Annotated in this window: 26 protein-coding genes; 3 read left to right on the plus strand and 23 right to left on the minus strand. The window is 63.3% G+C overall.

Annotated elements, in window-relative coordinates:
• From KIO76_RS18020 to KIO76_RS18060, 9 genes are all read right to left on the minus strand, one after another.
• Window positions 1-1,959: a hypothetical protein gene (locus KIO76_RS18020; protein ID WP_213324527.1), complete on the minus strand. Its 1,959-nt coding sequence runs from the start codon at window positions 1,957-1,959 to the stop codon at window positions 1-3.
• Window positions 1,959-2,813, minus strand: a complete 855-nt coding sequence (locus tag KIO76_RS18025) for a hypothetical protein (protein WP_213324528.1) — start codon at window positions 2,811-2,813, stop codon at window positions 1,959-1,961. The genes KIO76_RS18020 and KIO76_RS18025 overlap by 1 nt, the downstream gene beginning before the upstream one ends.
• A 12-nt stretch (window positions 2,814-2,825) precedes the next feature.
• Complete coding sequence (locus KIO76_RS18030; RefSeq protein WP_213324529.1) at window positions 2,826-4,145, minus strand: hypothetical protein; 1,320 nt, start codon at window positions 4,143-4,145, stop codon at window positions 2,826-2,828.
• 3 nt (window positions 4,146-4,148) lie between these two features.
• Complete coding sequence (locus KIO76_RS18035) at window positions 4,149-5,678, minus strand: hypothetical protein (RefSeq protein WP_213324530.1); 1,530 nt, start codon at window positions 5,676-5,678, stop codon at window positions 4,149-4,151.
• Between the two features lie 12 nt (window positions 5,679-5,690).
• Window positions 5,691-6,041 (minus strand): hypothetical protein, encoded by a 351-nt coding sequence (locus KIO76_RS18040; protein WP_213324531.1) that lies wholly within the window; start codon window positions 6,039-6,041, stop codon window positions 5,691-5,693.
• A gap of 325 nt (window positions 6,042-6,366) precedes the next feature.
• Entirely contained in the window at window positions 6,367-11,058 is a 4,692-nt protein-coding gene (locus KIO76_RS18045) for a tape measure protein (protein ID WP_213324532.1), read from the minus strand.
• A gap of 440 nt (window positions 11,059-11,498) precedes the next feature.
• The gene (locus KIO76_RS18050; RefSeq protein ID WP_213324533.1) at window positions 11,499-11,897 is read right to left on the minus strand and encodes a hypothetical protein; all 399 of its coding nucleotides are present in this window, start codon (window positions 11,895-11,897) and stop codon (window positions 11,499-11,501) included.
• 2 nt (window positions 11,898-11,899) lie between these two features.
• Window positions 11,900-12,766, minus strand: a complete 867-nt coding sequence (locus tag KIO76_RS18055) for a phage antirepressor N-terminal domain-containing protein (RefSeq protein ID WP_349629398.1) — start codon at window positions 12,764-12,766, stop codon at window positions 11,900-11,902.
• A gap of 118 nt (window positions 12,767-12,884) precedes the next feature.
• On the minus strand, window positions 12,885-13,412 hold the full coding sequence (locus KIO76_RS18060) for a zinc finger domain-containing protein (RefSeq protein ID WP_213324535.1): 528 nt from the start codon (window positions 13,410-13,412) through the stop codon (window positions 12,885-12,887).
• Window positions 13,413-13,520: 108 nt separating this feature from the next.
• Here KIO76_RS18060 and KIO76_RS18065 point away from each other — a divergent pair, with 108 nt between their 5' ends.
• The 3 genes from KIO76_RS18065 to KIO76_RS18075 all read left to right on the plus strand — a co-directional run bounded on the left by KIO76_RS18065 (window position 13,521) and on the right by KIO76_RS18075 (window position 14,606).
• On the plus strand, window positions 13,521-13,841 hold the full coding sequence (locus tag KIO76_RS18065; protein ID WP_291975465.1) for a helix-turn-helix transcriptional regulator: 321 nt from the start codon (window positions 13,521-13,523) through the stop codon (window positions 13,839-13,841).
• Window positions 13,842-14,012: 171 nt separating this feature from the next.
• A complete protein-coding gene (locus KIO76_RS18070) occupies window positions 14,013-14,309 on the plus strand; it encodes a type II toxin-antitoxin system RelE/ParE family toxin (RefSeq protein WP_213324536.1) in 297 nt (98 codons plus the stop codon).
• Between the two features lie 3 nt (window positions 14,310-14,312).
• On the plus strand, window positions 14,313-14,606 hold the full coding sequence (locus tag KIO76_RS18075; protein ID WP_213324537.1) for an addiction module antidote protein: 294 nt from the start codon (window positions 14,313-14,315) through the stop codon (window positions 14,604-14,606).
• A gap of 159 nt (window positions 14,607-14,765) precedes the next feature.
• On the opposite strand, the gene KIO76_RS18080 is transcribed toward KIO76_RS18075, so the two are convergent.
• The 14 genes from KIO76_RS18080 to KIO76_RS18145 form a co-directional block, all read right to left on the minus strand.
• Entirely contained in the window at window positions 14,766-15,740 is a 975-nt protein-coding gene (locus tag KIO76_RS18080; RefSeq protein ID WP_213324538.1) for a DUF2806 domain-containing protein, read from the minus strand.
• Window positions 15,741-15,777: 37 nt separating this feature from the next.
• Window positions 15,778-15,918 (minus strand): hypothetical protein, encoded by a 141-nt coding sequence (locus KIO76_RS18085; protein WP_213324539.1) that lies wholly within the window; start codon window positions 15,916-15,918, stop codon window positions 15,778-15,780.
• Window positions 15,915-16,184, minus strand: a complete 270-nt coding sequence (locus KIO76_RS18090) for a phage tail assembly chaperone (protein ID WP_291975469.1) — start codon at window positions 16,182-16,184, stop codon at window positions 15,915-15,917. Before KIO76_RS18090 ends, KIO76_RS18085 begins: the two co-directional genes overlap by 4 nt.
• Window positions 16,185-16,264: 80 nt before the next feature.
• The gene (locus KIO76_RS18095) at window positions 16,265-16,705 is read right to left on the minus strand and encodes a hypothetical protein (protein WP_213324540.1); all 441 of its coding nucleotides are present in this window, start codon (window positions 16,703-16,705) and stop codon (window positions 16,265-16,267) included.
• A gap of 102 nt (window positions 16,706-16,807) precedes the next feature.
• Entirely contained in the window at window positions 16,808-17,995 is a 1,188-nt protein-coding gene (locus KIO76_RS18100; protein ID WP_213324541.1) for a phage tail tube protein, read from the minus strand.
• A gap of 72 nt (window positions 17,996-18,067) precedes the next feature.
• Window positions 18,068-18,514, minus strand: coding sequence for a phage tail terminator-like protein (locus KIO76_RS18105; RefSeq protein ID WP_213324542.1), 447 nt, complete (start codon window positions 18,512-18,514; stop codon window positions 18,068-18,070).
• A gap of 2 nt (window positions 18,515-18,516) precedes the next feature.
• Entirely contained in the window at window positions 18,517-19,113 is a 597-nt protein-coding gene (locus tag KIO76_RS18110) for a hypothetical protein (protein WP_213324543.1), read from the minus strand.
• Entirely contained in the window at window positions 19,113-19,454 is a 342-nt protein-coding gene (locus KIO76_RS18115) for a hypothetical protein (RefSeq protein ID WP_213324544.1), read from the minus strand. Before KIO76_RS18115 ends, KIO76_RS18110 begins: the two co-directional genes overlap by 1 nt.
• Entirely contained in the window at window positions 19,451-20,077 is a 627-nt protein-coding gene (locus KIO76_RS18120) for a head-tail connector protein (RefSeq protein WP_213324545.1), read from the minus strand. The genes KIO76_RS18115 and KIO76_RS18120 overlap by 4 nt, the downstream gene beginning before the upstream one ends.
• 1 nt (window position 20,078) lies before the next feature.
• Window positions 20,079-20,261 (minus strand): hypothetical protein, encoded by a 183-nt coding sequence (locus KIO76_RS18125; RefSeq protein WP_213324546.1) that lies wholly within the window; start codon window positions 20,259-20,261, stop codon window positions 20,079-20,081.
• 50 nt (window positions 20,262-20,311) lie between these two features.
• Complete coding sequence (locus tag KIO76_RS18130; protein ID WP_213324547.1) at window positions 20,312-21,580, minus strand: phage major capsid protein; 1,269 nt, start codon at window positions 21,578-21,580, stop codon at window positions 20,312-20,314.
• Between the two features lie 89 nt (window positions 21,581-21,669).
• Window positions 21,670-22,281 carry an HK97 family phage prohead protease gene (locus KIO76_RS18135; RefSeq protein ID WP_213324548.1) on the minus strand — a complete coding sequence of 204 codons (612 nt, stop codon included), beginning with the start codon at window positions 22,279-22,281 and terminating at the stop codon, window positions 21,670-21,672.
• A complete protein-coding gene (locus KIO76_RS18140) occupies window positions 22,265-23,548 on the minus strand; it encodes a phage portal protein (protein ID WP_213324549.1) in 1,284 nt (427 codons plus the stop codon). Before KIO76_RS18140 ends, KIO76_RS18135 begins: the two co-directional genes overlap by 17 nt.
• Entirely contained in the window at window positions 23,548-25,287 is a 1,740-nt protein-coding gene (locus KIO76_RS18145; protein WP_213324550.1) for a terminase large subunit, read from the minus strand. Before KIO76_RS18145 ends, KIO76_RS18140 begins: the two co-directional genes overlap by 1 nt.
• Between the last annotated feature and the right edge of the window lie 3 nt (window positions 25,288-25,290).

The following is a 25,290-nucleotide window of genomic DNA, read 5'->3' on the forward strand; positions in this document are numbered from 1 at the left end:
TCAGGTCCCCTTCACGAAAGCGGCGCGGATGGTTCCCGATGCCTCGACGAAATAGGAGATGAAGTCGACGGCATTGGCGGCCGTCGACAGCGACGGCGCACCGCCGGCAAAGATCCAGTTTGAGCCGAAAGAAAGGGTCCGGCTGCCGGTGCCGTCCTGCTTGACGATGATCATGCCGGACTTGCCCGCCGCCTGGTTGGTCGGGTTGGCGAGCGTGCGGTTGCCGCCCAGGGTCACCGAGAAGTTGATGCCGGCATTCATGTTCATGGCGATCGTCGCGCCATCCGTGAGCGCAACGACGGCATGGGCATCCCACGTATCCTTGACGCCGAGGGCCTTGGCGGTATCGGTCCCGGTGCGGACATCGGACGATGAGGCGAGCGCGGTGTTGTTGGCGCCGCTGGCGATGCCCGCAAGCTTCGTCGCCTCGGCCGAGGTATAGCCCTGATACCCGGCCGCATAGGTGATGGTGAACGTGCCCGAGCCGGTGATCGTGCCGGTGGAGAGGGAAAAGCCGGTCGGGACGGACATCCCGACGCTGGTCACGCCGTCCGTGGGGGAAACCAGCTCGGTCCAGTTGCTCAGCGTCGATGCCGGCGTGGCCCGGAGAATGAACGTCGTGCTGATATCCGTACGAACCGCGACATCGCCGACCTGCGCGGTTAGGGCGAGCATCGCACTCTCGGAGGCGACAGGGAATGTGTCGGTGATGGCCAGCGCCGGCAGTGTTGATTCCGGCAGCTTGCCGTTGCTGTCGAGCACCGGGACATTGCCGTTGCCCGTACCGGTGTTGGCGGTGGCGGCGGTGCCGAGGCCAAGGGCCGTGCGGGCGCCGCCCTGTGTGGTCGCGCCAGTGCCGCCGTTGGCGAGCGCCAGCGCCGTGCCGCTCCAGTCGCCGTTGTTAATGGTGTCCTTGTGCGACAGGGCGCCGATGATGCCACCGTCCGTGACGGTCGTGCCATCCGTGTTCGCCGCCGCCAGGAAATGGCCGGACACGAAGGTGCCGGACGCCGAGACGTTGCCGGAGCCTTCCCCCGCCGCGCCGGGATCGCCGCGCTTGGCGACCAGGTCCCAATCCGCATTGCTGATGGTGGGCAGCGTCGGTGGTGGCGCGTTGGTGTTCGCGGTCTTTGACCGCCATGACGAACCGTCCTTCTGCACCCCGTCGCCAATGGCGTAGGCGGTGGCGCTGGACCATTCCCCGCGCCAGTTGAGGCCGGAGGCGCCATCCTCACCGCGCAATCCGACGAAGCCACCCCAGGCGCCGGAGACTTTCGGGCCGTAGAGGTTCTGCGTCGCGGTATCGAGCCAGAAATCTCCATCCTCGCCATCGGTCGATTGTGGCGCCCCGGCACCACTCAGGAGGCTGCGACCGTTGGTTCCGTCCTCTCCATCTTCACCGTCCGCGCCCTTGGCGGACAGAAGCGTCCAATAGCTGTTGCTCGTGGTCGGGAAAGTGGGGGGCACATGGTTGGTGCCAGCGAGGATGGCGCGCCAGGACGAGCCGTCATAGAAAACACCGTCGTTCACCGCATAGGCCGTGGCGCTCGACCAATTGCCGCGCCAGGTCACGCCTGCCGCGCCATCGTTGCCATCCTGAGCCTTCGGCACGAGCAGGGACCAGTAATCATTGCTCGTCGTGGGAAGGCTGGGCGGCGCCTGATTGGTCGATGCCTGCAGGGCGATCCACAGCGAACCTGCGTTCGTGGCGACATCCGAGGCCGCATAGGCCGTGACTGACGACCATGCGCCGCGATAGGTCATCCGCGCCGCCACCGATGCCGCCGCCTCGCGCGCGGCAGCCTGGGCCATCATGACGCCGTCCCTGAGCGACGGGGAATAATTGACCTGATGGCCGCCGAAGCCGAGGCCGTAGGGGTTCGTTCCCGGGTCATAGGGGTTGTTGTTGTACTGGGCGATGCGTGCGGAGGCGGCGAGTTCGTCCGTGGTGAGCGCCATTACAGCATCTCCTTGATCTCGTAGCCGGCCGCCATGTAGCCGCAGGCGACCTGCGCCAGGGCGTCCATGCGGCTCAGCCGGCCGATGAATGAGCGGGTCTTTATGGTGGTGGCGTCGTCGGGGTCGGGGATGACGAGCACTTCCCGGTCGCTGCCGGCCCACCGGTTGAGGTCATAGCCTGTCGTCCAGCCCTCGGCTTCCGACAGGTAGTCGAAGCCGAAGCGGAAGGACTTCGGGGCGATCTTGCGTCGAAAGCTCTCGACCCCGTTGACCGAGGTCTCGACATCGGTCTGATCGAGAAAGGAAAAGCCGTTTCCGGAATAGGTGTAGTTGAGGCTCGGCTGCCAGCATTCACCGACATAGAAGCGGTCGAACTGGATGAAGCCATCGGGATTGCCGGTGTCGTCGAACTCGACCAGCCATGCCGCGGTCATCAGCGACGACGGCAGCAGGTAGACGATGGGGGCGCGCCGCTCCTCGTCGAGCCATTCTTCCTGCGCCCCCATCCAGAAGTCCGGCGATTCCCACGGGATGCTGAGCGACCACACCGAGGGGAACAGGCTGAACCAGGCGCTGTCGTGAAGCTCAATCGTCATGGCGCTGTCGGCGAAGCCGCGCAGGCGCAATTTGGCGGTCAGCGACGCGTTGGCGCCGCGGATGAAGAAGGCCCTGACACTGCGCTGCACGCCGAAATCGGCCTTGAACCTTGTACTGGCGAGCGCGGTGTTGGTGGAGCGCGCGACTTCGGCCGTGTCAGCCGTCAAGGCATTGGTAAGGGGCAGGGCCGTGTGCCAGGAGCCCTGCGTTAGGGTTGCGGCGTAAGGCCGGTAGCAGAGAATGATATTCTGGGGCAAGACGAGCCTCGATTAGCCGCAGAGATAGATGCAGGACACGAGCTTGACCTCGTCGGGGTGGGCGAAGGTCGCAGCCTCGCGAATACGCGCCACGGTGTAGTTGGTGACGAGATCGATCGGCTGGTCGCCCAGCAGCAGGGACGGTTGCCGCATGCCGATGCCGCGTAGGGTCGAGGTGCAGATGAGATCGCCGGCAGCGATGTCGCCGCCACGGCCGCACACCAGAACCTGTCCCTCGCCGACGCTGTTGATGATGAGATGGTCGTAAAGCCGCGCCAGGCGATGGCGGCGCAACATGCCGTTGGCGAGGCGCTCCTGCGGAGTTGATTCCGTGAACCGCCCTGGCGGCTGTCTGCCGAGGCCGCCAATGAGATCGTAGGGATCAAAGGGCGCCCGCCTGGTCACCACACCAACGGCGGTCGGATCGCGCTCTTGATCGGACACGGCGACCAGGGTCAGGGTATCGTTGACGTCGACGCGGGCCAGCACCTCGCGGTCGCAGACAATCGCGCCGAGCGGAATATCAGGTTCGCTCTTGTCGATCATCGCACTATGGGAGCCGGTAAAGGGGCCGTAGCCGCTGCCAGTTTCCGCGAAGAAGGAATATCCGTTAGCGGCGCCGACAAGGCCGGCAGAGAGATCCGGGCCGACAGTACGGGTTTTTGTGGCCCGGAAGGCATGACAGGACAAGCCGCTGCCACTGTTGATGGCCCACAGGGCCGCCTCGGAGGCGTTGCCTCTTTGTGTGACGTGCATCGTGGACACGCCCGACGACGATGCGGCGCCGACGCGCACGACGGGCGCTGCCGTCCGCCCGTTGCCGATGTCCATGTAGCCCCCCGCGATCCCGGCGGCGGTGAGTACAAGCGCCACATCGATGTTGCCGGCCAGCAGCTTTTCCACCGCCAGATTGACGATCTTGGCATTGGTGATCGAGGCATCCAGAATCTTGACGGCCGCATTGATGGCGCCGGCCAGGTCATCATTCGTCACCTGGCCGGGGCCAAGCGAACGCGTTGGCGTCCCCGCCATGCCGCCGGTAGCGGACGCGGGGAAGAAATCGCCGAGGTTGCCGGAAGCATCGACGGCCCGCACCCAGTAATAGCGTGTTGTCGTACCGGTGAGGCCGGTATGCGCGAAGATGGAGACGCCTTCACCGGCCTTGGTGGCGCTGTTGCGGTTGTTGGTTGCCGATGACCACACCTCGACAGACTTGAGTGCGAGGTAGCTCAGGCAGCCGGCGCCGCCACCGACCGTGACCCAGGTCAGGGTAACGAGGCCAGGGCCACCGGCTGCTGTGAGCGAGGAAATGGTGATGTTGCTGTCGGCCATTCCTCACCCCCACAGCTCGAGCGTGATCTGGTCCTTGAGATTGTCCATGCGCATGCCCGTTACCACCATGGCGCGCCCGCTGGCGTATCCCAGCCGGCTCATGACGATGGCGATGGTGTCGCCGCGCCGGATGCCGTCCGCCTTCTGCCGCCAGACGGTGACGCGGACACGGTCACGGCGAACGCCGTAGAGGTTAAGCCGCCGCGTCGCCTCCGCACCGGCGGCGGTGGGATCGACGAGCAGCGTCTCCAGCGAGATCGGTGGCGCGCGCAAATGCTTGGTCTGGACGGCGGTGTTTTCCGCCTTGGCCTCGCGCCATTCGTTACCGACGAAGCCGCGGAAATCGACGTCATCCTGACAGCCGGCGAGATCGCCGCCCTTCTGCACGAGCCACACCGGCCGATAGCGCAGCGTGACGCGATAGGCGGGAATGCCGCCACCGGCATCGTCGGTGGCAAGGAAGGCGACTTCCCCCAGAAAATCCCGCTCGCTGAGGGTCGCCACTGGTGTGCCAGGCGCTGACAGCCGCCCCACCTCGAATTGGCCCAGCGTGTTCGGCGCAATGTAGCCACCGACCGAGGCGAGCACCCGCTGCATGGCATCGAGGCCCGCCACCTCTCCATCGAGGAAGATGCCGCATTCGGCCGCGTTGAGGTTATCGAGCGCCGTGAACGTGGCGTCGACATAGTCGGCCGCTGTCATCCCCATGCGCGTCAGCATCCGCTTGACGATCTGGGCAGCCGAGCGGCTTGCCGTCGTAGCGCCTTCGGTGCAGTCCGCCGTCACCGCATATTGCGGCTTGCCGCCGAGGCGAATGATACCCTGCGCGAGGCAATTCGCATATTTGCCTGGAACCAGGGGCGCGGCGACGAGGGCCGCGATCGTCGCATAATCGGCCGTGTAGGCCAGCGGGACGCCGCCGTCATAGACGAGCATGCCCGAGAGCGCCGAAGCCGAGCCCTGGTAGAGGAGATTGAAGACGTTGACGCAGACGAGCGGCACGTTGAACACGCGGCCGAAAATCAGCGGCTTGACCTGATCCTTCAGGTCGATATTGCCCTCGGCGGTTGCTCCCGCCGATGTGGTGGTGCCGGCATAGACGACCGTCTGCAACGGCTTGTCGATATCGAGCCGGCGGTCATAGATGCGGAAGCGGAACTGTTTCAGAGCGCGCGCCGTGACGATCTGCTCAATCGAGCCCCGGAAGACGAGCGTTGCCGTGCTGAAAGGTGCCCAGGCGTCCGCGATGGCATAGATGCGGATCGGCCGCCCGTCGAAGCCATAGTTGATCCAGGCATCGAACTTGCTATCGGGATTGTTGATGACGATCTCGCCATAGCCGACCTCGGAGGCCCCGCCGGTTTTCCCGGCGGAAAACAGGAAAGCCTCGAAATTGCCGGGGTCGGCGACGCGCGCGTGGAAGCTCGCATTAGGAGGCGTGTCGTTCGGCCGGGTGACATAGGAGGCGGTGGCGACGCGCAAGGTCACGGCCGTGGTGCCCGTGTGGGCACCCAGCTCTATGAGATAGATCATGGTGGTGGACTTTCAGTGCGTCGGATGCCTTCCGGCGAGGTAGGCCACAAGATCTTCGGCGCTATCGACGGCCGGTCCACCCCGAGTTTCAGGGTCGATATCGGCGCGAAGGCACACGAGCCGATAGTAAATCTTCACCTGCTCGTTGTGAGACAGGATCATCAGATCCCGTCGCCGTCTGAGATGCTTCGTCAACTTCGGGATCGTCGTCCTCGGCGCCGCCCTGGGCGACTTGGCGAGGCGCCTGAGACGCCGATTGAAAGCACGAATCATCCGCTCATTTGCAGCGACACGCGCGCTGAGATCATTGATCAAGACCGATAGCATCTGGATGAATGCGGTGCGGTCCAGCGTAGAACGCATGCTCGCCCCCATCATTAAGTATGCATATCGACAATCGTTTGCGGATTTGCGTAGACTACACTCATTTCACTTCACGATGGGGGATATTTAAGATGCTGCGTCTTAAGTCCATTCGACCAATAACAGAAGTTGAGTTCCTGGCCGAGAAGAGGGAGCCTGGCGCTGAAGTCGAGGTTACATATTCTTTTGGAAAGACTGCCGATTTTTCGATCAGTGTAAGTATACGAATGGAAGACGAATTCACCGACGACGAGCTTATTGCCCGAGCCAATCATCGCCTTAAGGAAGTCGTGCAAGAACTATATAAAAGGACGTTCCCACAGACCTAGCGTCTGTTGCTATTCAAAGACTGCTGGCGGTTGTTTTCTTCAGCCGCCTCGGCGTTTCGCGTCATAGCCCGCGCAACCTGCCCGAACCCCTCGGACTGGTTGCTGAGAATCTGTCGAAGGACAGCCTTCGTTTCCTGCAACTCGCTCCGCAAGGCCCGGATCTCTTCCCTGGCGCTGTCGTCATTGGCCGGCCGGCCGGCGCGCATCGCCTCAAGCATGGGGAGATTGGCGCGCGTCTGGTTCGCAGGCATGACGTACTCGCCCCCGGCCAAGGCGATCGAGCCGCCGCCGGCATAGCGGGCAAGCACGCTGTCGACATCAAAGATGCCGTTGCCCACCATGCCACCGCCGGCATAGGCCCCGACGATGCCGCCGAGCCGCATGGCACCGTTCGCCTTGTGCTGAAGGAAAGCCTCGTAGAGCGTGGCGTTGTTGAAGGTGCCGTTGCGCAGGAGGCCGGTCCAATAAGCGAGGCCCGCGGTGTCCGCCTCGCGGTTGAATACCTCCTTGTACAGGCCCTTCACATAGGTTTCCTGCCAATCGCCGGCTTGCCCGGTGCCGCCCGTGCCGGCCGCCTGATTGGCCTTGGCCTTGTCGAGCGCCACCATGGTTTCCTGCAGCTTGGCGATCGCCTCGGTGACCGAGAGCACGCTGTCGTTGACCGTGATCAGGCCCTCAACCTGCGCGTCGAGCGCCGCCAGTTGCGCCTTGGCGGTATCGAGTTGAGTTTCGGCCTTGTTGGCCGTCGCATCGAGGATCGACCGCACCTGGTTGAAGATCGCGTAATACTGCTCGGATGAGGCATAGAAGCCGCGCGCTTCCTCCAGATATTGCCGGCTGACCTCCTCGAGCTCGCCGATGGCTTCCGTGTCGCCCGCAAGGGCTTTCTGTGACACCTCGTTGAAGCGATTCTGCGCCTCGATAAGGCGCTGTTCCGGCGACAGCGGCGACAGGGAATTGTCGAGAAGCAGAGATTGCCGGAAGGCCTTCAGCGATTTGATATAACCTTCCGTCCGCGTGATGGTGTCCTTCAGCGCCGAGGCTTCGGCCTGATAGGCAGCCGTCAGGGCAGCACGAGCCGCGTCGACGGCGGATTGCGCCTCCTGCACGTTGGCGTCAAGCTGCGCGGTTGCAGCCGCCTCCAACTGGGCGACCGACATGGCCGCCGCACGCACCACGCCCGTGAGCTGCGGAAACTTGACGATCAGATCGTCAAAGGCCGCGCCGACAAGTTGCGAGCCGTTGACAATGGCCTGCGCTTCCGCCTTGAACACCTGGTCGACAAGCGCCCGGTCGAGGCCGAGCATGGCCGCGTCCTTCAGATCCCGCTGATATTGCGCGATCTGATCGGCCATCTCATTGAGATAGCCCATATCGCTCGCCTCATTCAGGCGCCGCTCCAAGCCCTCGGTGAAGGCAGAACGCAGGCGATCCATGGCCGCGCCGACACGCTGGTTGATGGCGTTGGCGGCATCCTCGGCGGACATGCCGAGATCCTGAAGCACCTTCGACAGGCCGGCGGCCGTGCCGTTGATCGACTGGATTTGCTGCTGCACTTCCGTGAGCGTCTTTGCCTGGTCGAGCATCGACAGGGCATAATCGATCGAGGCATCACGGGCGTTCTGTATCTGCCAGGCGCCTTCACCGAACGCCGTCGCCGTGTCGGCAACGAAGGACTTGGCGCTGTCCCCGAACTGCTTGACGGCGTCGGAGGCCTGCTTGAACGGACCCTGAGCACCGAGGCCGGCGCGCAGCTCGTCGATCGTGCCGGAGAAGTCGGCGCGGAACTCGTCTTTAAGCCGGTTGACGAAGGTGTTGTAATCGTTCTGAAGGGCGATCAGCTCATCCACATGACCAGCGTTGACCAACACCGGGCCAAGCTCATTTAGCTTGTCGATGCCGGCCTGTATCTGCTGCTGGATGTTGCCGAGCTCGTCGCCGCGAAATGTCTGGCCGAGTTGCGCCACCTGGGGCTTCGCGGCCTCATAATTCTCCTGCGCCTGGCGCCGCAGCTCCTCCTTCTGCTGCTTGCGCTGCTGCATGTTGCCATAGATCGCGATGCCGGCGCCGGCCAGGAGACCGATGGGGCCGAGCACCGACGCCGTGGCCAGCCCACCGAGTGAAATTCCAGCGGAGGCCAAGCTGCTCGCCATAGCCAAGCCGCCGGCGCCGCCAGCTATTCCGCCCATCACACCCGCCATGCCGACAGATCCGGCCGACATGCCGCTGCCATAGGCCGCGCCGAGGGAGGCCAGCGCGGTCACGCCGCCCATGAGGGCCTTGCCGTCGATCCCGAAGACATTGCCGATCGCCGCGCCGGAGGTCTGGCCGCCCGTGCCGATCGCCTTGTTCACGCCCTCGGCCGTTCCCTTGGCGACGGTGTCGCGGAACAGCTTGACGTCATTGCCCATGAGGTAGCCGAAGAGCCCGCCTTGCTCGCCCTTGTTGGTGGCGGCCGTGCCGAGAATGCCCGCGAGCGGCCCTTCTCCAGTGAGGAGGGCCTGCAAGCCGGACTTCAGGAAGGTGTCGGCGAGGCGCTTCAAGGCATCCTCGAGCGAGCCGCTCCCGGAGATCAGATCCTCGATGAAGCTGGATAACTGGTCGCCAAGGAAGCTTTGCGCCTCCTGCAACTGCTCGTAGGCGCGCTGTGTCGCGTCGAGTTCGGTTTTCAGGCGCGCGTGCCGGCCAGCCTCCTCGTCGATCTGCCGCAGCACTTTATCCGTCAGAGGGATCTTGGCCTCGATCGCGGAGCGCTCCAGCTCGCGCGCCGTCTTGAGCTTCAGCGTCTCCTCAGTGCTCGCGCCGATGCCGGCTATCTCGATCTGCATCTCGGCGTTCTGTTTCTGGATACGTTCGATCAGCCGGTCATAGGAATTTGCCGCCTCCCGGTTCGCGCCGCTACGTGAACTGCCCCCACGCGTCGCCGCCGCGCTGGCGTTGGCCACTTCCTTTGCATAGAGGGCCTCGCTTTTGGCCTGATAGGCGGTTACGTCAGCCTGCGCCACGCCCGAGCGTGCCATGTCCTCGGCAATCTTCTTGCGCTCGGCAAGGCCATTTTGGGCTTCCTGCACCGCGCGATCATACGGCTTCAGGCCGTTGCGGGTTGCGTCCTGGAAGGCCTTGTCCAATCCGCCTTGCGCCTTGGCGAGCGCCGACACAGCACCAACGGCGCGGGTAGCACCGGCAGTCACCTCATCATAGTTCGGCAGAGGGCCGATCATGTCCTTCAGGCGCTTGTCAGCCTCGCGCGCGAACTGCGCGGCAGGGTCGGGGACGCCTGGTATCTCGCCGCCCATGGCCCGAATACGGGAGTTGTAAGCCTTATCCAGCGCCCGCTCGTATTCCTGTGCTTGCTCGGTCGCGCGCTTCAGATCTTGCTGGCTTGCGAAATCTCGCTTGCCTTCGAGCGATGGGATGACGTTCTCGCGGTAGTGGCGGACGCCCTCCTGAAGGCTCTGGAGCTGCTGAAGCTCGCGCGTGTTGGGTAGTTCGCGAATCGCCGCGGCAACATTCCGCACTTCGGCCGCCACACCGTTCATCGCACCGGCAACGCGGGCGGAGATCCCCAACACCTCGTCCATCGCGGCGGCAAGGTCGGAAAAGGCCGTGACACCGTTGGTGGCAGCATCCTGCATCGTCACCTTGCTGTCGCGGAAGGCGCCATCAATGTCCTCAGACCCCTTCACGATGGCGTCGAAAACGCGGGACGCGGACAACTGTCCTTCCTCGCCGAGCTGCTTCAACTCGCCGATTCCGACGTTGAATTCCTTGGCGATCAGGCGGGCGAGCGGCGGCGCGCCCTCCAGCACACTGTTCAGTTCATCACCGCGCAGGGCGCCGGCCGCCATGGCCTGGTTGAGCTGGAGGATCGCGCCCGCCGCCGATTCCGCCGACACGCCGCCAAGCTTGAAGGCCTTGTTGATGGTCTCGGTGGCGCGCGCGACCTCGGCTTGCGTCTTGCCCAATTCTTGCGTGGAACGGGTGAGCCCGGCATAGAGCGTCACTGTCGGCTCGAGCGACGTGCGCGTGTTCAATGCGAGATCAACGAGCATCTGCTGCCGGTCGCCAAGCTGCTCGGCGGCAACACCGGCGGCTTGCAACAGGTTGCCATAGCGCGTGTACTGATCACCCGCCACGGCGATCGCCGAGCCCGCCGCGACGACAGCGCTCGCCACCGCCGCCACCCCGCCCGCCAGGCCGCCGAAGCCGGCGAGCCCGCCGCTGAAGCGGGAAAGCCCGGGCACCGCCGCCGACGCGGCCTGCATCACGCGCCCGAAGCTGCTCGCCATATTGTCGTTGGCAACCGCGACCCCGCCGGTGCTCGCCGTGACCTGCGCATGCTTTTGCCGGACCATGTCGATGATGCGGGCTGCTTCCTGCTGCGTGGCGATGCCACGGCGCACGGCCATATCCGCCTTCAGCGTCGCGTCCTGGATGGCGCGCTGCGCGCGAATGGCCGGGTCCATGGAGCGCGACAGCCGTTCCCATTCCGCGCGCGAGCGGCTGATCGAGCCCGCCTGTCCGCCCATCGCGGCGGTCGCCCTGTCCTGGGCCTCCTGCGCGCGGTTGTGGGCGTCGATCGTCCGATCAACCGCCAGCTGGGCCGCACGCATGGCCTTCACGTAGGCCGCGCTGCCGACTTCGGCGCCACGCGCGTCAACGACCAGGTTGGTGACAACTTGCGCCATCCGATGCCCCAAAAGAAAAGGCCGCCCAAAGGACGGCCTTGTGATTGCCTATGCTGCCGATGCTATCCGCAGCGGTAAAGGTCGCCAGTCATCGTGGCGCTTGGCCCAGGCATCGACACCTGTGGGCCGCTAGAGACGATATCGGTCGCCCCAGCGTCGACCGCCGCATTTCTCATCTTATTCAGGATATCCCCCCGTATGGTGGACAACGACATCGTATCCATAGGGTCAACGCCAACTGTTTCCTGACGTAGGAATTGGCAACCCTTTACCATCTCAACATTCCCAGACAAACGCACTGCGTCTGCGCCCGGCTTTGCCGAAATGCAACCCACCAGCACCAGCGGCGCGAAAACAACTGCCCAACGCATCATCACCCCCAAATTTTGGGCATGCTAGCGAAGGGCTGTTGCCTGGATCAAGTCTCTCTCGGGAGCCGCTTAGTTGCGGCTCCCTCCAATCTGCGTCCGGCGGAGCGAGGCGCAGGCCGTCGCGAGGTGCTCTGCCGCGAGCCCGTCCTCATTGGCCGCCCGTTCCATGGCCGCGGCGAAGAGGGCAAGCTCGGCGATGGATTGCGGCGCGGTGTCGAGGATGCGCTCGGCGAGGTCCTTCGCCTCGCGATAAGGGATATCTACCCAATCCTCGATTTCACGCAGCGTCTGGGCGGAGGCACCATCGCGCGTGATATCAAGCACGACAGCATCACGGCGCTCATATTCTGTCCACGCCGTCTCCATCCGCGCGGACAGGGCGGTGACTGTCGAGGCCTCCGCATGGAGGGCGCAAAAGGCCGCGGGCATCCGCACCTTTGCAAGGTCTAAGAGAGTGAGGCCGGTCATTCCTAACACCCCCCCGATGCCGTATCCGGTTGGGCCTTCGGTCGAATACCGAGATAGACCATGCGACCGCCGATCTTGCGCTTGGGAAAGCCCATGCGGCCAAACCGAGTCTCGTAGGAGCGTTGCGAGGATATCTCCAAACCATGGGCCGTGCAGAACTCGATATAGGCGCGCGCGAAGACATGGGACGGCGTGTAGACGCCCGGCACACGCTCGATGCCTTCGATGGCAAAGCGGGCCACAGAGTCCGTCTCGTCGTGAGCGAGCTTCGGAGCGTCGTCAAGCTCCGGCACCCACGGCAAGCCCACCGCGCGCCAGACCGCGAGAGCCGCCGAAGAGCCCCGGCTAAGGCGCGCTTCGCGCACGAGGCGAACGGCCTGGCTGAAATCGGGATGCCCGGGCAGCAACTGACGCGCGCCATCGGCAACAACCGAAGGCATTTCCGGCGCAGCGACACGATGATGCTCACCGAAGAACCGATCATAGAGAGTATCGGCGCATTCCTCCTGAAAGCGGATCACACGCTCGCGAATCTCAGGATCTGGCACCTTTTTCGGATTAACGGTCGCTAACCAGAAGTGGATACGGTTCAACGGGAGAGCGGTCATATTGCGCCACTTCCCATCCTCAGCAACCGTGGGGATCTGCCCCACAGTTGGCGCTAGGACAGGGTGTTCGGCAATCTTCAATCTTTGTGTTGACCAATCTAGCCCCATGGCCTCAACGATTGGCCGCATTGCCACCAGAGTTGTGGCCGGGGACACGCCGGGCTCCACGAGGAGAACGGCGTCGTAGAATGGAACCGGAACCGCCCGTCGCCCAGTATTGCTTCCGAGCGCTGTTCGATCCATATCATGACCATTCATCATCGGTTTCCTTTCAACCGGTGGTGATGAGGTCTCGCGTTACAGCGCGAGGCCGCGATCCGGCGGCGAGGCGAAGGGTGCAATCTACGTCTCGCCGCCGGGCTGCTCGAAGCAGAGGGGGCTAAGGGACGTGACTTCCCTCATCAACCTGAACGAACGTAATATTGGCTGGCAAAGCGCACCTGAGTCTCGGCGCCACAGCAATCCCAGCATTGCAACCGTAAACTGTCATGTATCTTTGCAACTGCTGAAGCGCTCGCTCATCAAAGGCGTGGCGCTTAATTTCGACAGGCATTTCCTGATCGTTAAATCTTATAAATAAATCTGGAATATGGTTTTTATCTAATGCGCATTGTATGCGACGCGCACCGGGAAGGTATTGGGAAATATTTTTGCAAAATTTATCGCGAATTTCCCATTCGCGCGGCAGGGAAGATTTGCTGTTCGTGTATATCAGCGCGATTACGGACATTCTGAGGAAGGTAAATTCGGGGCTCGCCGGGATTTCTCCTATCATGTCCAGCGCTGCCTTGGGATTGGAGAAAGACATTTTTGCAGCCAATTCAAGAAGCAAAACTTCAGCGGCAACATTAAGCTGGGGCCGGGGAATACGCGGCGGCTCATTGGGCGGCATGGTTTGAACATCCATCGTCGGTTTCCTTTCAACCGGTGGTGATGAGGCCACGCGTTCCCGCACGAGGCGGCGATCCGGCGGCGACGCGAAGGTGCAATCTAGACCTCGCCGCCGGGGTTAGCGGTGGTTGTTTCATCGCAGTATGGCGATAAAACTAGATGCAATCAGATGTTGCGTCAACACCCATATGGCGATAATTTCGCCATCATGATTTCATCAGCCCAATGCCGAATGGCCCGCGCCGCCCTGGAACTCACTGTAGCCGATCTGGCCACGGCGGCGGGAGTCGCGCCCAATACGATCAATCGGTTTGAAACCGGCAAAACGGTGCCAAACCGCTCGACTCTTGCCGCCATCCAGCTCGCCCTCGAAGAGGCTGGCGTGGAATTCATTCCCGAGAACGGCGGCGGCCCTGGCGTCCGGCTGCGCAAGCGCGGCGATTAATCCAGCCAAAGCAATTTGGGCTGACGTGCGCCTTCTGCTAAGCCGCAATTTTACGGAATATAATTATTTCAACAGCTTATCGAAGTTGACGTCTACATGCTGAACATTCAGCCCACGACAAAGGACGTTCTTTTCGATTGACAATTTGTAGCCTATAAGCTACAAACAGTCATGATCGAAGTTCGCCAGACAGCCATCTTCAGCACCTGGTTTTCCAGGCTTCGCGACCGCACCGCGAAGGCGCGGATCGCGGTCCGCATCGACCGGCTGGCGCTGGGCAATGCGGGGGATGTGAAGCCGGTCGGCGCCGGCATCAGCGAACTCAGGATCAACTACGGGCCGGGCTACCGGGTCTATTTCACACGCATCGGCGACAGGGTGGTCATCCTGCTCTGCGGCGGCGACAAGAGCACGCAGGACGAGGACATCCGGTCGGCCAAGGCACTCGCCTCCGAACTGGGAGAGTAAGACATGGCGCTTGAAACGACACGCTGGGATTCCAGCGAGCATCTCGACAGCGAAGAGGCGATCGTCGCCTATATGGATGCCGTCCTCGAGGAGGGCGACCCCGCATTGGTGACCGCCGCCCTCGGCCAGATCGCCAAGGCGCGCGGCATGACGCAGATCGCCCGCGAGACCGGCCTGTCCCGCGAGAGCCTCTACCGGGCGCTGAGCGCCGAAGGCCGCCCCGAATTCGCGACGGTCATGAAGGTGATGCAAGCCCTCGGGCTGCGGCTCTCCGCCTCGCCGTCGAAGGCCGCCTGAGACCCTGCTCAAAACTGAGCAGGGCTATCGCCCCAACCGCTTCCGGATACGCCTGTCCTTGCGATAATTGGCGATGATGGCCGGATCGGGCAGGGCGGGTGACGAACCGAGCGAGATGGCGTCCTATTCCCGCGGGAGGCTCTCCGCTGGCTCGCAGTTTTACTTGTCCTTCTGCAATCTCTTGACAAGCGTGGGGGATCCACCCGCGGAGTCGAAAGCGACAATATCCGCAGATAGCACGCCTTCCATTTTCATGATTTGCTCGGCCGCATGGATCACCCCTGACTGGTGGGTGTTTGAACTTAGCAACGGAAGAATTTCTTGTCCTATCCGGGTAAGAGCGACCACAGGAATAATAACAGTAGTCCCCGGTTCGCATTTAAAAACGATCTGCAGCGATTTGAAGGGAAGGCTAAGGATCCCACTTTCAGGTACAATGAAACGCCTATTCTGACTATCGGTCAGTATCCCGTATTGAGAAAGAAGAGATTTTTTCCGAAAATCATCAGTGTAATCAAATCTGTTTGGAAAAGGTATGAAGTCCTCATAAGCAATATGTTGGAACATGTTCTCAATTACAACTGCCACGTCCTTGTCCAGCACAGACATGAACTGAATCGTCGAAAGCGAGAATGATCCAGGCTTCCTGATCTCACCATTCAGAATGCGGCCTAGCACATCCCTAAGTGCTTCACTGGTCGCACGTTCTGCAATGGTATCGAAGAAGTTCAGCCAATCATCTGTCGGGCCCGTCGATGTCGGGTCAATTGGGTCCCCTTCGTTGAGATGCTCTACGGCAACTCGCGCCACCGCCTCCCGGTTGACCTGCTTTTTCAAGATCCCGGCGGCAAAAGTGTCCGCGGCTCGCTGTACCATTGCCGGATCACTCACGCCGAGATCTGCAGCAGCGTTGGCCAGGGCACGGGCCATGATGGACTTGCCCTCGGCCTTATCCCTGATGCCCTGAGCAACACTTTCACCCCAGGCCTGAACGATAGTGCCGCCTGCCTCGCCTGTTTTTCCGACGACATGCGCCAGCGCTTTAACCGCGCCCGGAACGCCAAGCAGCGTCTTATTCAGCACCACGCCGGTAACAACAAGTCCATGCGGTATGATATCTATATCGTCATCCATTTGTCCTGCCCCCAAGAAATGGCAGAACGAGCTGACCTTACATCAGAAGGTTTTTCAATACCCATCCCACGCCGATGGCGATCATCGCGGCGAGGCCCAGAAAGACCGCGGCTGCAAAGACCATGGCGGCGCCTACCGCAATTTTCTCCATGACAGCGTCCATCGTTGTGCCCCTCATGCCGGCGGCCTCGCCCGTTCGGCCAGCAACAGGCCGTCCAGATCCTCGATAACGGCCACCTCCCACGGGGCGAGCCGCAGCACGAGGCGGGAAAAGGCCTCGATTTCCGACCACGGGATGGGGGAAAGAACCATCCCATTTTGCGGCCGGCGAGCGGACAGCCGCTGGAAAGCATTCCAGAGATAGGCTGATGCGGGCGGCAAGGGCAGCGACCGCATCTCCTCCTCCAGCTCGGCGCGGCGGGCGGCAGTGCGCGCCCGCTTCACCAGGCCTTCCAGCGTCTCGCGATAGGTAACGCCCTTCTCGTCGGTGGCTGTCAGGGCGAATTCCCGCTCCGCGAAGGCTCTCAGGTCGTCGCGGAGCGCTTCGTAAAAGACCGGTCGTCGGCCAGAAACTCGATCATCTGGAGGATAGCCCAGCTCATTTTCGGGTTGAGCAGCAGCTGCGTTGCGGCTTCTTCCGTGAACGCGACCGGGCCGGCACCGATATCAACCGGCGTCCAGTCGACGATATGGGCGACTACCCAGCGGATATTGTCGCGGCGAACTTCCTCCGGCTCGCGGTCCTCAGCCTTGTATTTCTTGCCGTTCGCCCGCGCCTGCTCCATCTGCTGCTCTTTGCGCAGGTTGCGCCGGGAGTTCTCATTCGACCAGGCGACGGCCTTGGGGTGGCCGGGGCCAGCGAAGGTGATGACCCAGCCGGTACCCTCGACGCCGCCAGGCTTCAGGATCTCAAGGGTGGCAGTGTCCGTCGACAGCGTGTCGAGATCGAGGGAAACAACATTCATCGGATTGTCCTTTGTCGGAAGGTGTGACGGGCGGCGCCGACACGCCGCCCGCCTATGACGCGCGCCAGTTCAAACCCCGCTGTGCGGACGGGATTACGGGCCTCAGACCGCCGAGGTCTGAAACTTGATCATCGTGGGATCGTAGGCGCCGCCGCGCTCGTCCTTGCCGATGTTCAGGCCGATGGTCTGCGTGCGCGGGCCGTCCGCGCCGAGTTCGGATTTCGACGCCGAGGCGAGCGTGAGGTTGCCGATGTAGAAGGCCGCGAAGTCCCGCGGCTCGGCCTCATTCCCAGCAAACAGGAGGTGCAGGCTCAGCACGTCTTCCGCGAGGAAATTTTTCACGCGCGTGAAGTCTTTGCGCAGCGCCGTCATGTTGCCCTCGACGGTCGCGTTGTTGGTGAAGACGTCTGGCGTGGTGGTGCGGGCGACAACTTCCGTGCCGGCGGCGCGCAGATCGACCGTGATGTCGAGGCTGGTGAGATCAACCAGGTCCTCATCGCCGAGCCGAATGACGGCCTCAACGGCGGTGAGGCCGATCGAGGTCGTGGCAACCGGATTGGTGAAATGCGGCGCGTCCGCGCCCTCGAGCACATCCGAATCCTGGCCGGCGAAGTTGAATGTGAGGATCGCCATGCCGTTCGGCTGCAGCTGGATCTGCATGGAGCCGACGCGCACGCCAAGCGCCACTTCCGAGCCGTCGATATCCGCCTCGTATTCCTCGAAGGCGAAGGACCGTGGCGTCAGCCCCTGAATGACCTTCTTCGGGCGATCCAAGGTCACGGCCGTCTCAGCAACGGCGACCTCGGCGAGGTCATCCTCGGCCACCGTCAGGACGGTCGCCGAAACACCAGTCACGCGCAGGTTTCGGTCGTTGTTCGCGGCGGTCACGAAGCCGCCGAAGCGCACGACGTCGCCGACCTTCACGCCATCGGCGATCCAGGAGCCGGCCGAACGGGTGAATGTGCGGGCCACGTCGTCGACGGTGAGCGACAACCCCGTCAGGGCGAGCGGCGCATCGAAGGTGCCGCGGAACACGGCCGCGATGAGGTCGTCAAAGCTGCCGAGGCTGAGATCGCCGGAATAGGAGCCGGCGAGGTTGCGCTGGCCATGGCGGGCGCGCGTGGTCATGCCGTCGCGGCGGTTCTCGTTGGATTGGATGGTGCCCTTGGTGAGGTTCAGGCCGCCAGTGTTAGGGCGGAAGACTTTCGCGCCGGTTGAGGTCGGCAGCTCGCCGTAACTCGTCTCTTCCTTGTAGGCCACAAGGATATTGCGCCCGGACTGATAGCCCATGGATAAGCTCCTTTAGCATGTGAGCATGAGTTGCCTTGCCCAAGGGCCGTCAGGGCAATCAGGCGGCCCGGGTCAACCCCGGTGCCAATACTCGAAAGGAATGGTCGTGGTGACGCGAAACCAAAGGCCGTCGCTGTCACCATCGCCGCCATCATCCACACGGGGCGACCAGCTGCGCACGCAGTGGCCTGATGTCTCGTTGTAGAATTCCTGCGTGCGGAAGATCTCGCCGAGCGCAACCGCATGCTGGAAGCCGACCGCGGCATCCGTGCCGGAAGGTGTGAAGACGTGGAGCTTGATCAGGCCGTCATAGACATAGACGTGATCACGCGGCACGCCCGCGCCGACGATGGTGCTGCCGGCGCCGATCACCTCGGCATAAACCCACGGCCGCAACAGCCCGGTATCAGGGTCAAGCTCGGCCGGCCTGGCGCCGTTGGGGAAGGCGAGGGGAGTCGCGGTCCATTGCGCCTGCAACCGCGCGAAGATCGCGGCGACGGCGCCGGCATAGTCGGCCATGGCTATAGCTCGCGAACGATGAGGGCGGGATAGCGCAGGCCAGACTTGCCATGGTCCTTGCCCTGGGCAATGGCGCCGCCGACGATGCCGCGATAGGTGAATTTGATGCTCGCGAGATTGCCGAACCGCCGCTTCACGATCCGTTCGGTGACCTCATAGACATGGCCGGGAACCTGCATCTTCATGGCTCCCAACTCGATCTTGCGGGCGTAGGGCGTGAAATTGGCGATCGACACCTCGGCGCCCGGCTCCCAGGCCTTGAGATTGACCACCGCCATGCCATCGAGAAAGAGCGTATGGCTCTTGCGGTAAAGGCCGCTGTCGACCGGCGAGCGGTCGAACAACGTTTCCATGGCGAATTGCACGACCATCTCGAGGCGCGGATAGACGTATTCGATGACACCGGCCGGCTTCACCTTGTCTTCCGGCGCGCCCTTGGCACCGTCCACAAACCGCGTGAACGACGCGGGCCGGGGCTCGGCGCGCATGACCTTGGCATGCTCGCGCTTGGCCAGCGCGACAAGTTCCCGATGCGTCGCCGCCAGGCCCTCTTTGATCGCCGCATCAAACTGGAGGCCGACAGGCTGCAGCCGCGCCATCACGCCGCCCCATGCCCGCGCGCGACGATCTCGTACGCGATGAGAACGCCGCCGATGCGCCGCGTGCTGTCGTTGACCGCGATGATCTTCATGGGCTTGCCGCCGACGATAAGAAGGACATCACCGGCCGGCGCGGGCACCGCGCCATTGGCAAAGGGCTCCGCCGGCATAATAACCTTGCTGTCGCCCTGCCTGATGTCGCCGACAAGCTCGCGCGGCTCGAAGCCCACAACCCACGCCTTCACCGTGGTCGACTGCGCGCCCCTGGTGAGCGTGACGGATTCGCCGACGTCATCGATCTGCTCGCGCTGATCGGCGATGAATTCCGCTGCTGTGCTCATGACAGCGGCCAGCAACGGAAGGGCTCGAGGAAGCTCGCGATCGCCTGGCGCGTCATCCCGTCGACCGCGCCGGTCATGTCCCACTCGCGAGAGCCGACACCGTCAACGACCTTCTTTTTCAGGTTCGCATCGGGGCCGGCGAGTGCATGTTGCGAGCGCACGAGCAGGAGCATCGCGGAAATGATGGCGGGCGGCACGGCCGCGAAACCCACAACGGCGATGATCCTGATGCGAGAACCGGGCAGGGTGGCTGGCCACCGCACCCCATGGGGCGCTGCTATCGACACGGTGAGACCGTCGTTGCGAAGCTCGGAGGCCGCCGGATCGAGCATCCGGGCCTCGCCGTCCGTATCGACATAGGCAATCGAGGTGACGGACTGCACCGGCGCGATCGGCACGCGCGCGAAATCGCCGAATCCGTCGCATTTCACGGAAACGGTCTGTGTCGGCACATAGATCGCGCAGTAGTGCTCGACATAGTCGCGCGCTGCCATCATCAGCCGTTCAAGCTCATCGTCGAGGTCGGCATTGTCGAGGGCAATGCCGCACTGGCGCTTTGCCTGGTCGAGCGTCAGCGGTGACGTGCCCTCTGGAGGCGTGACGACGGACGCGGGACACCACATCTCAGCCCCGCTTTTCCGGCGCGGGCTTTTTCGTGGCACGCTCGGCCTTGTCCTCGGCTACCGGCACCGCCATGCCAGCTTCAATCAGGCGCATGGCTTCGGCATCGGAGAAGCGCTCCGTCTCCTCCCCGGGCGGCAAGGCGAAATCGATGCCGGCAATGCTGGTGAGCATCTTGATCTTCATGGTGTCCACTCCGATGGGCTGGCGCCCCAAGGCGGGGCGCCAACGTTGGCTCAGGACGCGGCGGTGATCAGATGTTTCACCGCGGCGGTGTCGCCGAGCTCGCCATCGAAGTAGATCAGGCCTGCGATGCCGAGATCCGGCCAGAAGCGCTCGCGCAACACGCCGATCAGCGGCGAACCGACCTTGCGGACGTAGTATTTGCCGAAGTCGCCGAACAGCACGACCTTCTTTGCAGCCGCAATGGAATCCATCGCCTGGTTGATGCTGTAGCGGTAGCCGAGCAAGGTTCCGGGCTGGCCCTTGGTGATGTCGCCCATCTGCCAGAGATAGTTGCCCTGGCCGTCCTTGAGCTTGCGCAGGGCGGACAAGGTGAGGTCATTGAACATGAACCGGACCTTGGGCGAAACGCGATGAGCGGGATCGACCGAATGGACGAGATCAATGAGTTCGTCGCTGGCGATGGCCGCGGCTGCGGTTGCGGTCTTGCCAAGGGACGAGGCGGTGACGATGCCGTTCGGCGCACCCGTGCCGGAGCCGGTGGTCAGGCGCGCATTGGCAATGCGGCCAAGGCGCTCGCCGAGAAGCTCGCCGAGGAGGCTCTCCATATTGAAGATCGAATCGCGCGCCAGTTCCAGGGAGAACCGCACGAATTCGGTGTCGTAGCCGTAGGAGTCGAGGGACTTCTGGCCGAAGGCTACATCCTTGCCGCCGTCGTCCGTCAGCGCGGTGCCTTCCGTATGATCCTCGGCAGTCGATGCCGTATCATCGACGGTCGGGATCTTGATCGAATTGCCCGTGGAGGTGTTGATGACGGTGCAGATGTCCTCATCGTACATCGGCCCCCAAGCCTTCATGGACTTGACGATGAAGTCGGCGAGTTCGGTGGGGACGGTGTAGCCGCCGGCCGTCGCCGTTCCGACCGTCTGGGCGCGAAATTCCGCTTTGGCTTCAACACCACGGCGCAGGACCGCACGCTCCTCAGGCGTCAGCTCGCCGAGGTCGGCGCCGCGCGACAGGTAGGTGTAGAAGACCGTGCGATAGTCCGGCGACTGCCCATCGTCCTCGCCGCGGGCCTCGGTGTCGCCAGGGTTCGGACGGTTACGTGCACGCGCTTCCTCGCTCCGGTGTTCGGCGTCAGCAGTCTTCTGCTCGCGCTCGATCAGCTTCTCCACTCGGTCGAAATCCGCCATGATGTCGTCGTGGCGTTTGTCGAGTTCGGCGGCGCGTGACTCGTCGGTGTTCTTCTTGATCTCGTCGAGGGCTTCGCGGGCGTCATGGACGAGCTTTTCCCGCTTCTCCTGCAGTTCCTTGAGGCTCATTGGTCATCCCCTGTGATGAGCGCATGAAAAAACCCGCCGAAGCGGGCGCTTAGGGCCGGAAGCGGGACTGCTTGCCGTGCCACCTCCGGCTATGCCGGGTTCCGGGCGATGCGGCGGAAGCGCTGTTCCATTAGCGCGCGCCGGCTGGCGATTCTCTGGTGGGCCGGATGTGGCGCCTGCCGCTCGTTGCGGAGGCGCTCCAACGAGCGCAAGGCGATCGAGGTGCCCTCATAGGCGGGCTCCGAGACGATGGACACTTCATGCAGCTCCACCTCATGGATGGTGCGCACGGGAACGTCCCCGGTCTCGTCCCATTCCTGCCGGGTCACGACGAATCCGAAGGACATGCCGGAGACGTCGCCGCGCTCGATCAGCACACGCACGTCGCGGCCATCGGAGGTATCCGGCAGGTCGATCTCGACGGCGAGCCCTTTGGCGTCCTCGGACAGCCGCAGCGTTCCCGCCGATTTCCGGCCGAGCACACGGCCGCGGTCGTGGTCGAAATAGGCGCGCACGTCGGCGGTCTTCAACGTCTCGGTGAACGCGCCGGGCGCCAGCACCTCCTGGAAATAGCCACCGATGTCGGCGATCTCGCCGACGACGGCAGCATAGCCCACCACCGTGAGCTTGCCGTCGTCGTCGGCACGGTGCTCGACAGCGCGAACGAGCGAACGCCGTTCTGCCTCAGTCTTCTGCGGCATTCTCGTCTCCATTGTCGTTCAGCGGCGGCCCGCCATTGTCGCCGATGCCGCGTTCCAGCTGCTGGCCGAGCACGACGGTGGCCCCCTGCACGAGCAGCTCATTGGCGGCCGGGTTGTCGTGGTTCGGCCGCTCCTCGAGGGCGCGCGCCTCGTTCGGTGTCATCTGCGCCGTCTGGATGGCGCGGGCGATTGCCTCGATACGGGTCTTGAAGTCGCCGCGCATCACGCCGTCGAGGTTGTGCTTGATGTAGCGACTGGAGCGCCCCCGGCCGAACAGCTTGAGGTTCATCTCGTCTTCAAGCGCACCCGCCCAATGGCCGATGAGATGCTTGACGAGGTGGAGATCCTGCTGCTCGGCGTTGGTAAAGGTCGCGCGCGTGAGGTCCTGCAAAAACACGGGCGGCAACTGCCATACCCGCGCGAATTCCTCGATCTGGAAGCGGCGCGCATCCGTCATCTGCCCCTTCTCAGGGTCGAAGCCCACCTGCTTCAGATCATGGCCCGGCGGGAGCGGGAACAGCGGCTTGTTGGACTGCTTTGCGGATTCGATCGCGCGATGAATATCCGCCATCGCCCGCTTGAGGCCCTCGTTGCCTTGGGGAAGGGGACCTGTCAGTGCGAGCGGCGGCACGCCGCCGCCGGCAAAGAACTGGCTACCGTAGTCGTTCATCGCCAGCGCGAGCTGGATGGCATTCGCGGCCATCTGGATCGGGCCATAATGCCCGGTCTGGTTCTCCCGCAGCATGAAGGGGATGTCGATGATATCCTCTGCGGGATAGTCCCTTCCGTCGACCCGATAGGTCAACCTGAGGCCAGCGCGCTTGATCGTTGCCGTCTTCGGGTTGATGGGCCAGATGTTCTCGACCGAGCTGCCACTGCGCTCAATCCAGGCGAGGCCGCGCCCGCCAGTAAAAACCTGCTGCCAGAAATATTGCCGGAACTTGAAGCTGCCCATTTGCGGGTTAGGGGCATCACGCACGATCGTCTGCAACTTGCCACCAACCTGAACAGCGCCTTTGTCGCTATCCCTGAAGGCGTGGAGCGGCAGATAAGCCAGCGTGCGCGACAGGAAGGCTACCGCGGCCAGCACCGCCGGCACGCGCAAGGCGTTCTCGGTGGTGACGGCGGGCAGGTTCGCCACGCCTTGTCCGAAGAACGCGAGAAAGTTCTCCGCGCTCACCGGAACGGTCGGGTTCTCGATGCTGTCTGCCCGCTGCTCCGCGGCGACCGGCGCGGGCGCCGCGCTGGACCGAGTGAAGGGCCACATCACGCGGACATTAGGCTGAAGTTGGGATCGTCCCAGGGGGAAGTCATCTCAGGCCTGTCCTTCGCTGCTATGCCGAGCGCCATGCAAAGCGCCACGATCCCGTCAATTCGCTCAGTGACCTTGCTCTTGTCCGGCTTGATGTTGTCCGCAGGGTCCGGAACAACCGCCACCACCTGCGCGTGGCGCCGCAACAGCGGATGCCCGCCATGGTGAAAGCCGTTGCTCAACACCAGGCGCTCAAGCTCCTTTGCCGGCGCGCTCATCGAGGCAAAGCCCTGGCCGAACATGACCACGGGGATTCCCTCTTGCTCTAGCTTCACGGCCGTCTCGATCGCGTTCCACCGGTCGATCGCCAAGCCGCCTTCGCCGGGCTCCCTTTGCTCGCCAGCGAAGGCGACCCGGAAGCGCTCGGCATCGCGATAGATCTGCGCCTGGATGAAGGCGTAATCCATCACGTTACCTGGCGTGGTCAGAAGCGCGGGCTGCGCACCAGAGGCCCATTGGGCATAGGGCAACTTGTCCCGGTGGCCGTGGGCCTTGAGCAAATCACGCGGCTTGAAGAAGCGGGGCAGAACGACCGGAAACTCCAAACCGCTCTGCACGGGGAACCACCACACCAAGGCGGATAGGTCGCTCGTCGACGAGAGATCGAGACCGCCGAAACAGCGCTTGCCGACGAGCGTGGATTCCAGGTCGCGCCAGTCGATAGGCCCCTTGCAGTGGTCCCAGCCGAAACGCCGTCCCTCGTCGTCGATGCCGTCGATCGGTAGCCAGCGAACTGCCTGCTCAGTCCAGATATTGAGGTGAAACTGCTTGAACCCGTTCTCCAGACGGGGCAGTTGCCGCGCGCGCCGACAATCCGCCTCCATGGTGTCGAGTTTCTTCGACACGCCAAGGTTGGGGTTGGCCTTTGCCCAGGTCTCCGGCTTCGTCCAATCGTCGTCAGGGCTGGCGGCATAGACCACCACCAGCGTCTCCGGATCCTCGATGGTCCCCTCAAGGATCTTCTGGCACTCGTCCCAAGCGTCCTCGCCATAGCCGCCCTTCTTGCCGGCCGTTGAGATGAGAAACTCGAGCGGCTGGCGGCGCGCAGCCTCGGAATCGTGGATGAACTGGTAGAGTTCACCCGAGACCCATTCGTGGATCTCATCGCCGATGAGCCCCGAGGCTGACAGGCCATGCTTGCCGCCGGGCTTGCCCGACAACGGCTTGAAAGACGCGTTCAGGGCAGGGCAGTAGATCGAAGGCTTCAGGCAAACGAGATCGGCCGAGAGGCTCGGCGACTTGCCGACCATCGCTGTCGCCTTGTCGAAGACGAGCCGGGCCTGTTCCTTCTCCGACGCGATGGCATAGACTTGCCCGCCGGGCTCGGCATCGCCAAGCAGGATGAGCAGGGCGACGCCAGCTGCTAGCTCAGTCTTGCCGTTCTTGCGTGGCACCCAGACATAGCAACGCCGATAGCGGCGCAGGCCGTCCGAACGCTTCCAGCCGAAGAGCGGCCGCACAATGTCGTTCTCTTGCCACGGCTCAAGGATGAACGGGCGCCCCGCCCATTCGCCCTCGGTGAGGCAGATATGATCGGCGAAGAAGGCGACCGCGGCATCGGCGGCACGCTCATCAAACCAGTAGTCGCCGTCCGTCCAGACCCGCGCGCGGCTGTCCCAATTGGCGGTAGAGTGAACGCCAGGCGGCCGCGAACGGGGTTTGGCCCGCCGCGCTGGTCCACATTGAACCGCCATAGG

Origin of the sequence: Chelatococcus sp. YT9 (genome assembly GCF_018398315.1) — a bacterium.
Lineage (GTDB): Bacteria > Pseudomonadota > Alphaproteobacteria > Rhizobiales > Beijerinckiaceae > Chelatococcus.

What these genes read in the sequence shown, in the direction of transcription:
- KIO76_RS18020 (WP_213324527.1), bottom strand. Translation starts at nt 1,959, where the DNA reads ATGGCGCTCACCACGGACGAACTCGCCGCCTCCGCACGCATCGCCCAG.
- KIO76_RS18030 (WP_213324529.1), bottom strand. Translation starts at nt 4,145, where the DNA reads ATGGCCGACAGCAACATCACCATTTCCTCGCTCACAGCAGCCGGTGGC.
- KIO76_RS18035 (WP_213324530.1), bottom strand. Translation starts at nt 5,678, where the DNA reads ATGATCTATCTCATAGAGCTGGGTGCCCACACGGGCACCACGGCCGTG.
- KIO76_RS18040 (WP_213324531.1), bottom strand. Translation starts at nt 6,041, where the DNA reads ATGCGTTCTACGCTGGACCGCACCGCATTCATCCAGATGCTATCGGTC.
- KIO76_RS18045 (WP_213324532.1), bottom strand. Translation starts at nt 11,058, where the DNA reads ATGGCGCAAGTTGTCACCAACCTGGTCGTTGACGCGCGTGGCGCCGAA.
- KIO76_RS18050 (WP_213324533.1), bottom strand. Translation starts at nt 11,897, where the DNA reads ATGACCGGCCTCACTCTCTTAGACCTTGCAAAGGTGCGGATGCCCGCG.
- KIO76_RS18055 (WP_349629398.1), bottom strand. Translation starts at nt 12,766, where the DNA reads ATGATGAATGGTCATGATATGGATCGAACAGCGCTCGGAAGCAATACT.
- KIO76_RS18060 (WP_213324535.1), bottom strand. Translation starts at nt 13,412, where the DNA reads ATGGATGTTCAAACCATGCCGCCCAATGAGCCGCCGCGTATTCCCCGG.
- KIO76_RS18070 (WP_213324536.1), top strand. Translation starts at nt 14,013, where the DNA reads ATGATCGAAGTTCGCCAGACAGCCATCTTCAGCACCTGGTTTTCCAGG.
- KIO76_RS18075 (WP_213324537.1), top strand. Translation starts at nt 14,313, where the DNA reads ATGGCGCTTGAAACGACACGCTGGGATTCCAGCGAGCATCTCGACAGC.
- KIO76_RS18080 (WP_213324538.1), bottom strand. Translation starts at nt 15,740, where the DNA reads ATGGATGACGATATAGATATCATACCGCATGGACTTGTTGTTACCGGC.
- KIO76_RS18085 (WP_213324539.1), bottom strand. Translation starts at nt 15,918, where the DNA reads ATGAGGGGCACAACGATGGACGCTGTCATGGAGAAAATTGCGGTAGGC.
- KIO76_RS18095 (WP_213324540.1), bottom strand. Translation starts at nt 16,705, where the DNA reads ATGAATGTTGTTTCCCTCGATCTCGACACGCTGTCGACGGACACTGCC.
- KIO76_RS18100 (WP_213324541.1), bottom strand. Translation starts at nt 17,995, where the DNA reads ATGGGCTATCAGTCCGGGCGCAATATCCTTGTGGCCTACAAGGAAGAG.
- KIO76_RS18105 (WP_213324542.1), bottom strand. Translation starts at nt 18,514, where the DNA reads ATGGCCGACTATGCCGGCGCCGTCGCCGCGATCTTCGCGCGGTTGCAG.
- KIO76_RS18110 (WP_213324543.1), bottom strand. Translation starts at nt 19,113, where the DNA reads ATGGCGCGGCTGCAGCCTGTCGGCCTCCAGTTTGATGCGGCGATCAAA.
- KIO76_RS18115 (WP_213324544.1), bottom strand. Translation starts at nt 19,454, where the DNA reads ATGAGCACAGCAGCGGAATTCATCGCCGATCAGCGCGAGCAGATCGAT.
- KIO76_RS18120 (WP_213324545.1), bottom strand. Translation starts at nt 20,077, where the DNA reads ATGTGGTGTCCCGCGTCCGTCGTCACGCCTCCAGAGGGCACGTCACCG.
- KIO76_RS18125 (WP_213324546.1), bottom strand. Translation starts at nt 20,261, where the DNA reads ATGAAGATCAAGATGCTCACCAGCATTGCCGGCATCGATTTCGCCTTG.
- KIO76_RS18130 (WP_213324547.1), bottom strand. Translation starts at nt 21,580, where the DNA reads ATGAGCCTCAAGGAACTGCAGGAGAAGCGGGAAAAGCTCGTCCATGAC.
- KIO76_RS18135 (WP_213324548.1), bottom strand. Translation starts at nt 22,281, where the DNA reads ATGCCGCAGAAGACTGAGGCAGAACGGCGTTCGCTCGTTCGCGCTGTC.
- KIO76_RS18140 (WP_213324549.1), bottom strand. Translation starts at nt 23,548, where the DNA reads ATGTGGCCCTTCACTCGGTCCAGCGCGGCGCCCGCGCCGGTCGCCGCG.
- KIO76_RS18145 (WP_213324550.1), bottom strand. Translation starts at nt 25,287, where the DNA reads ATGGCGGTTCAATGTGGACCAGCGCGGCGGGCCAAACCCCGTTCGCGG.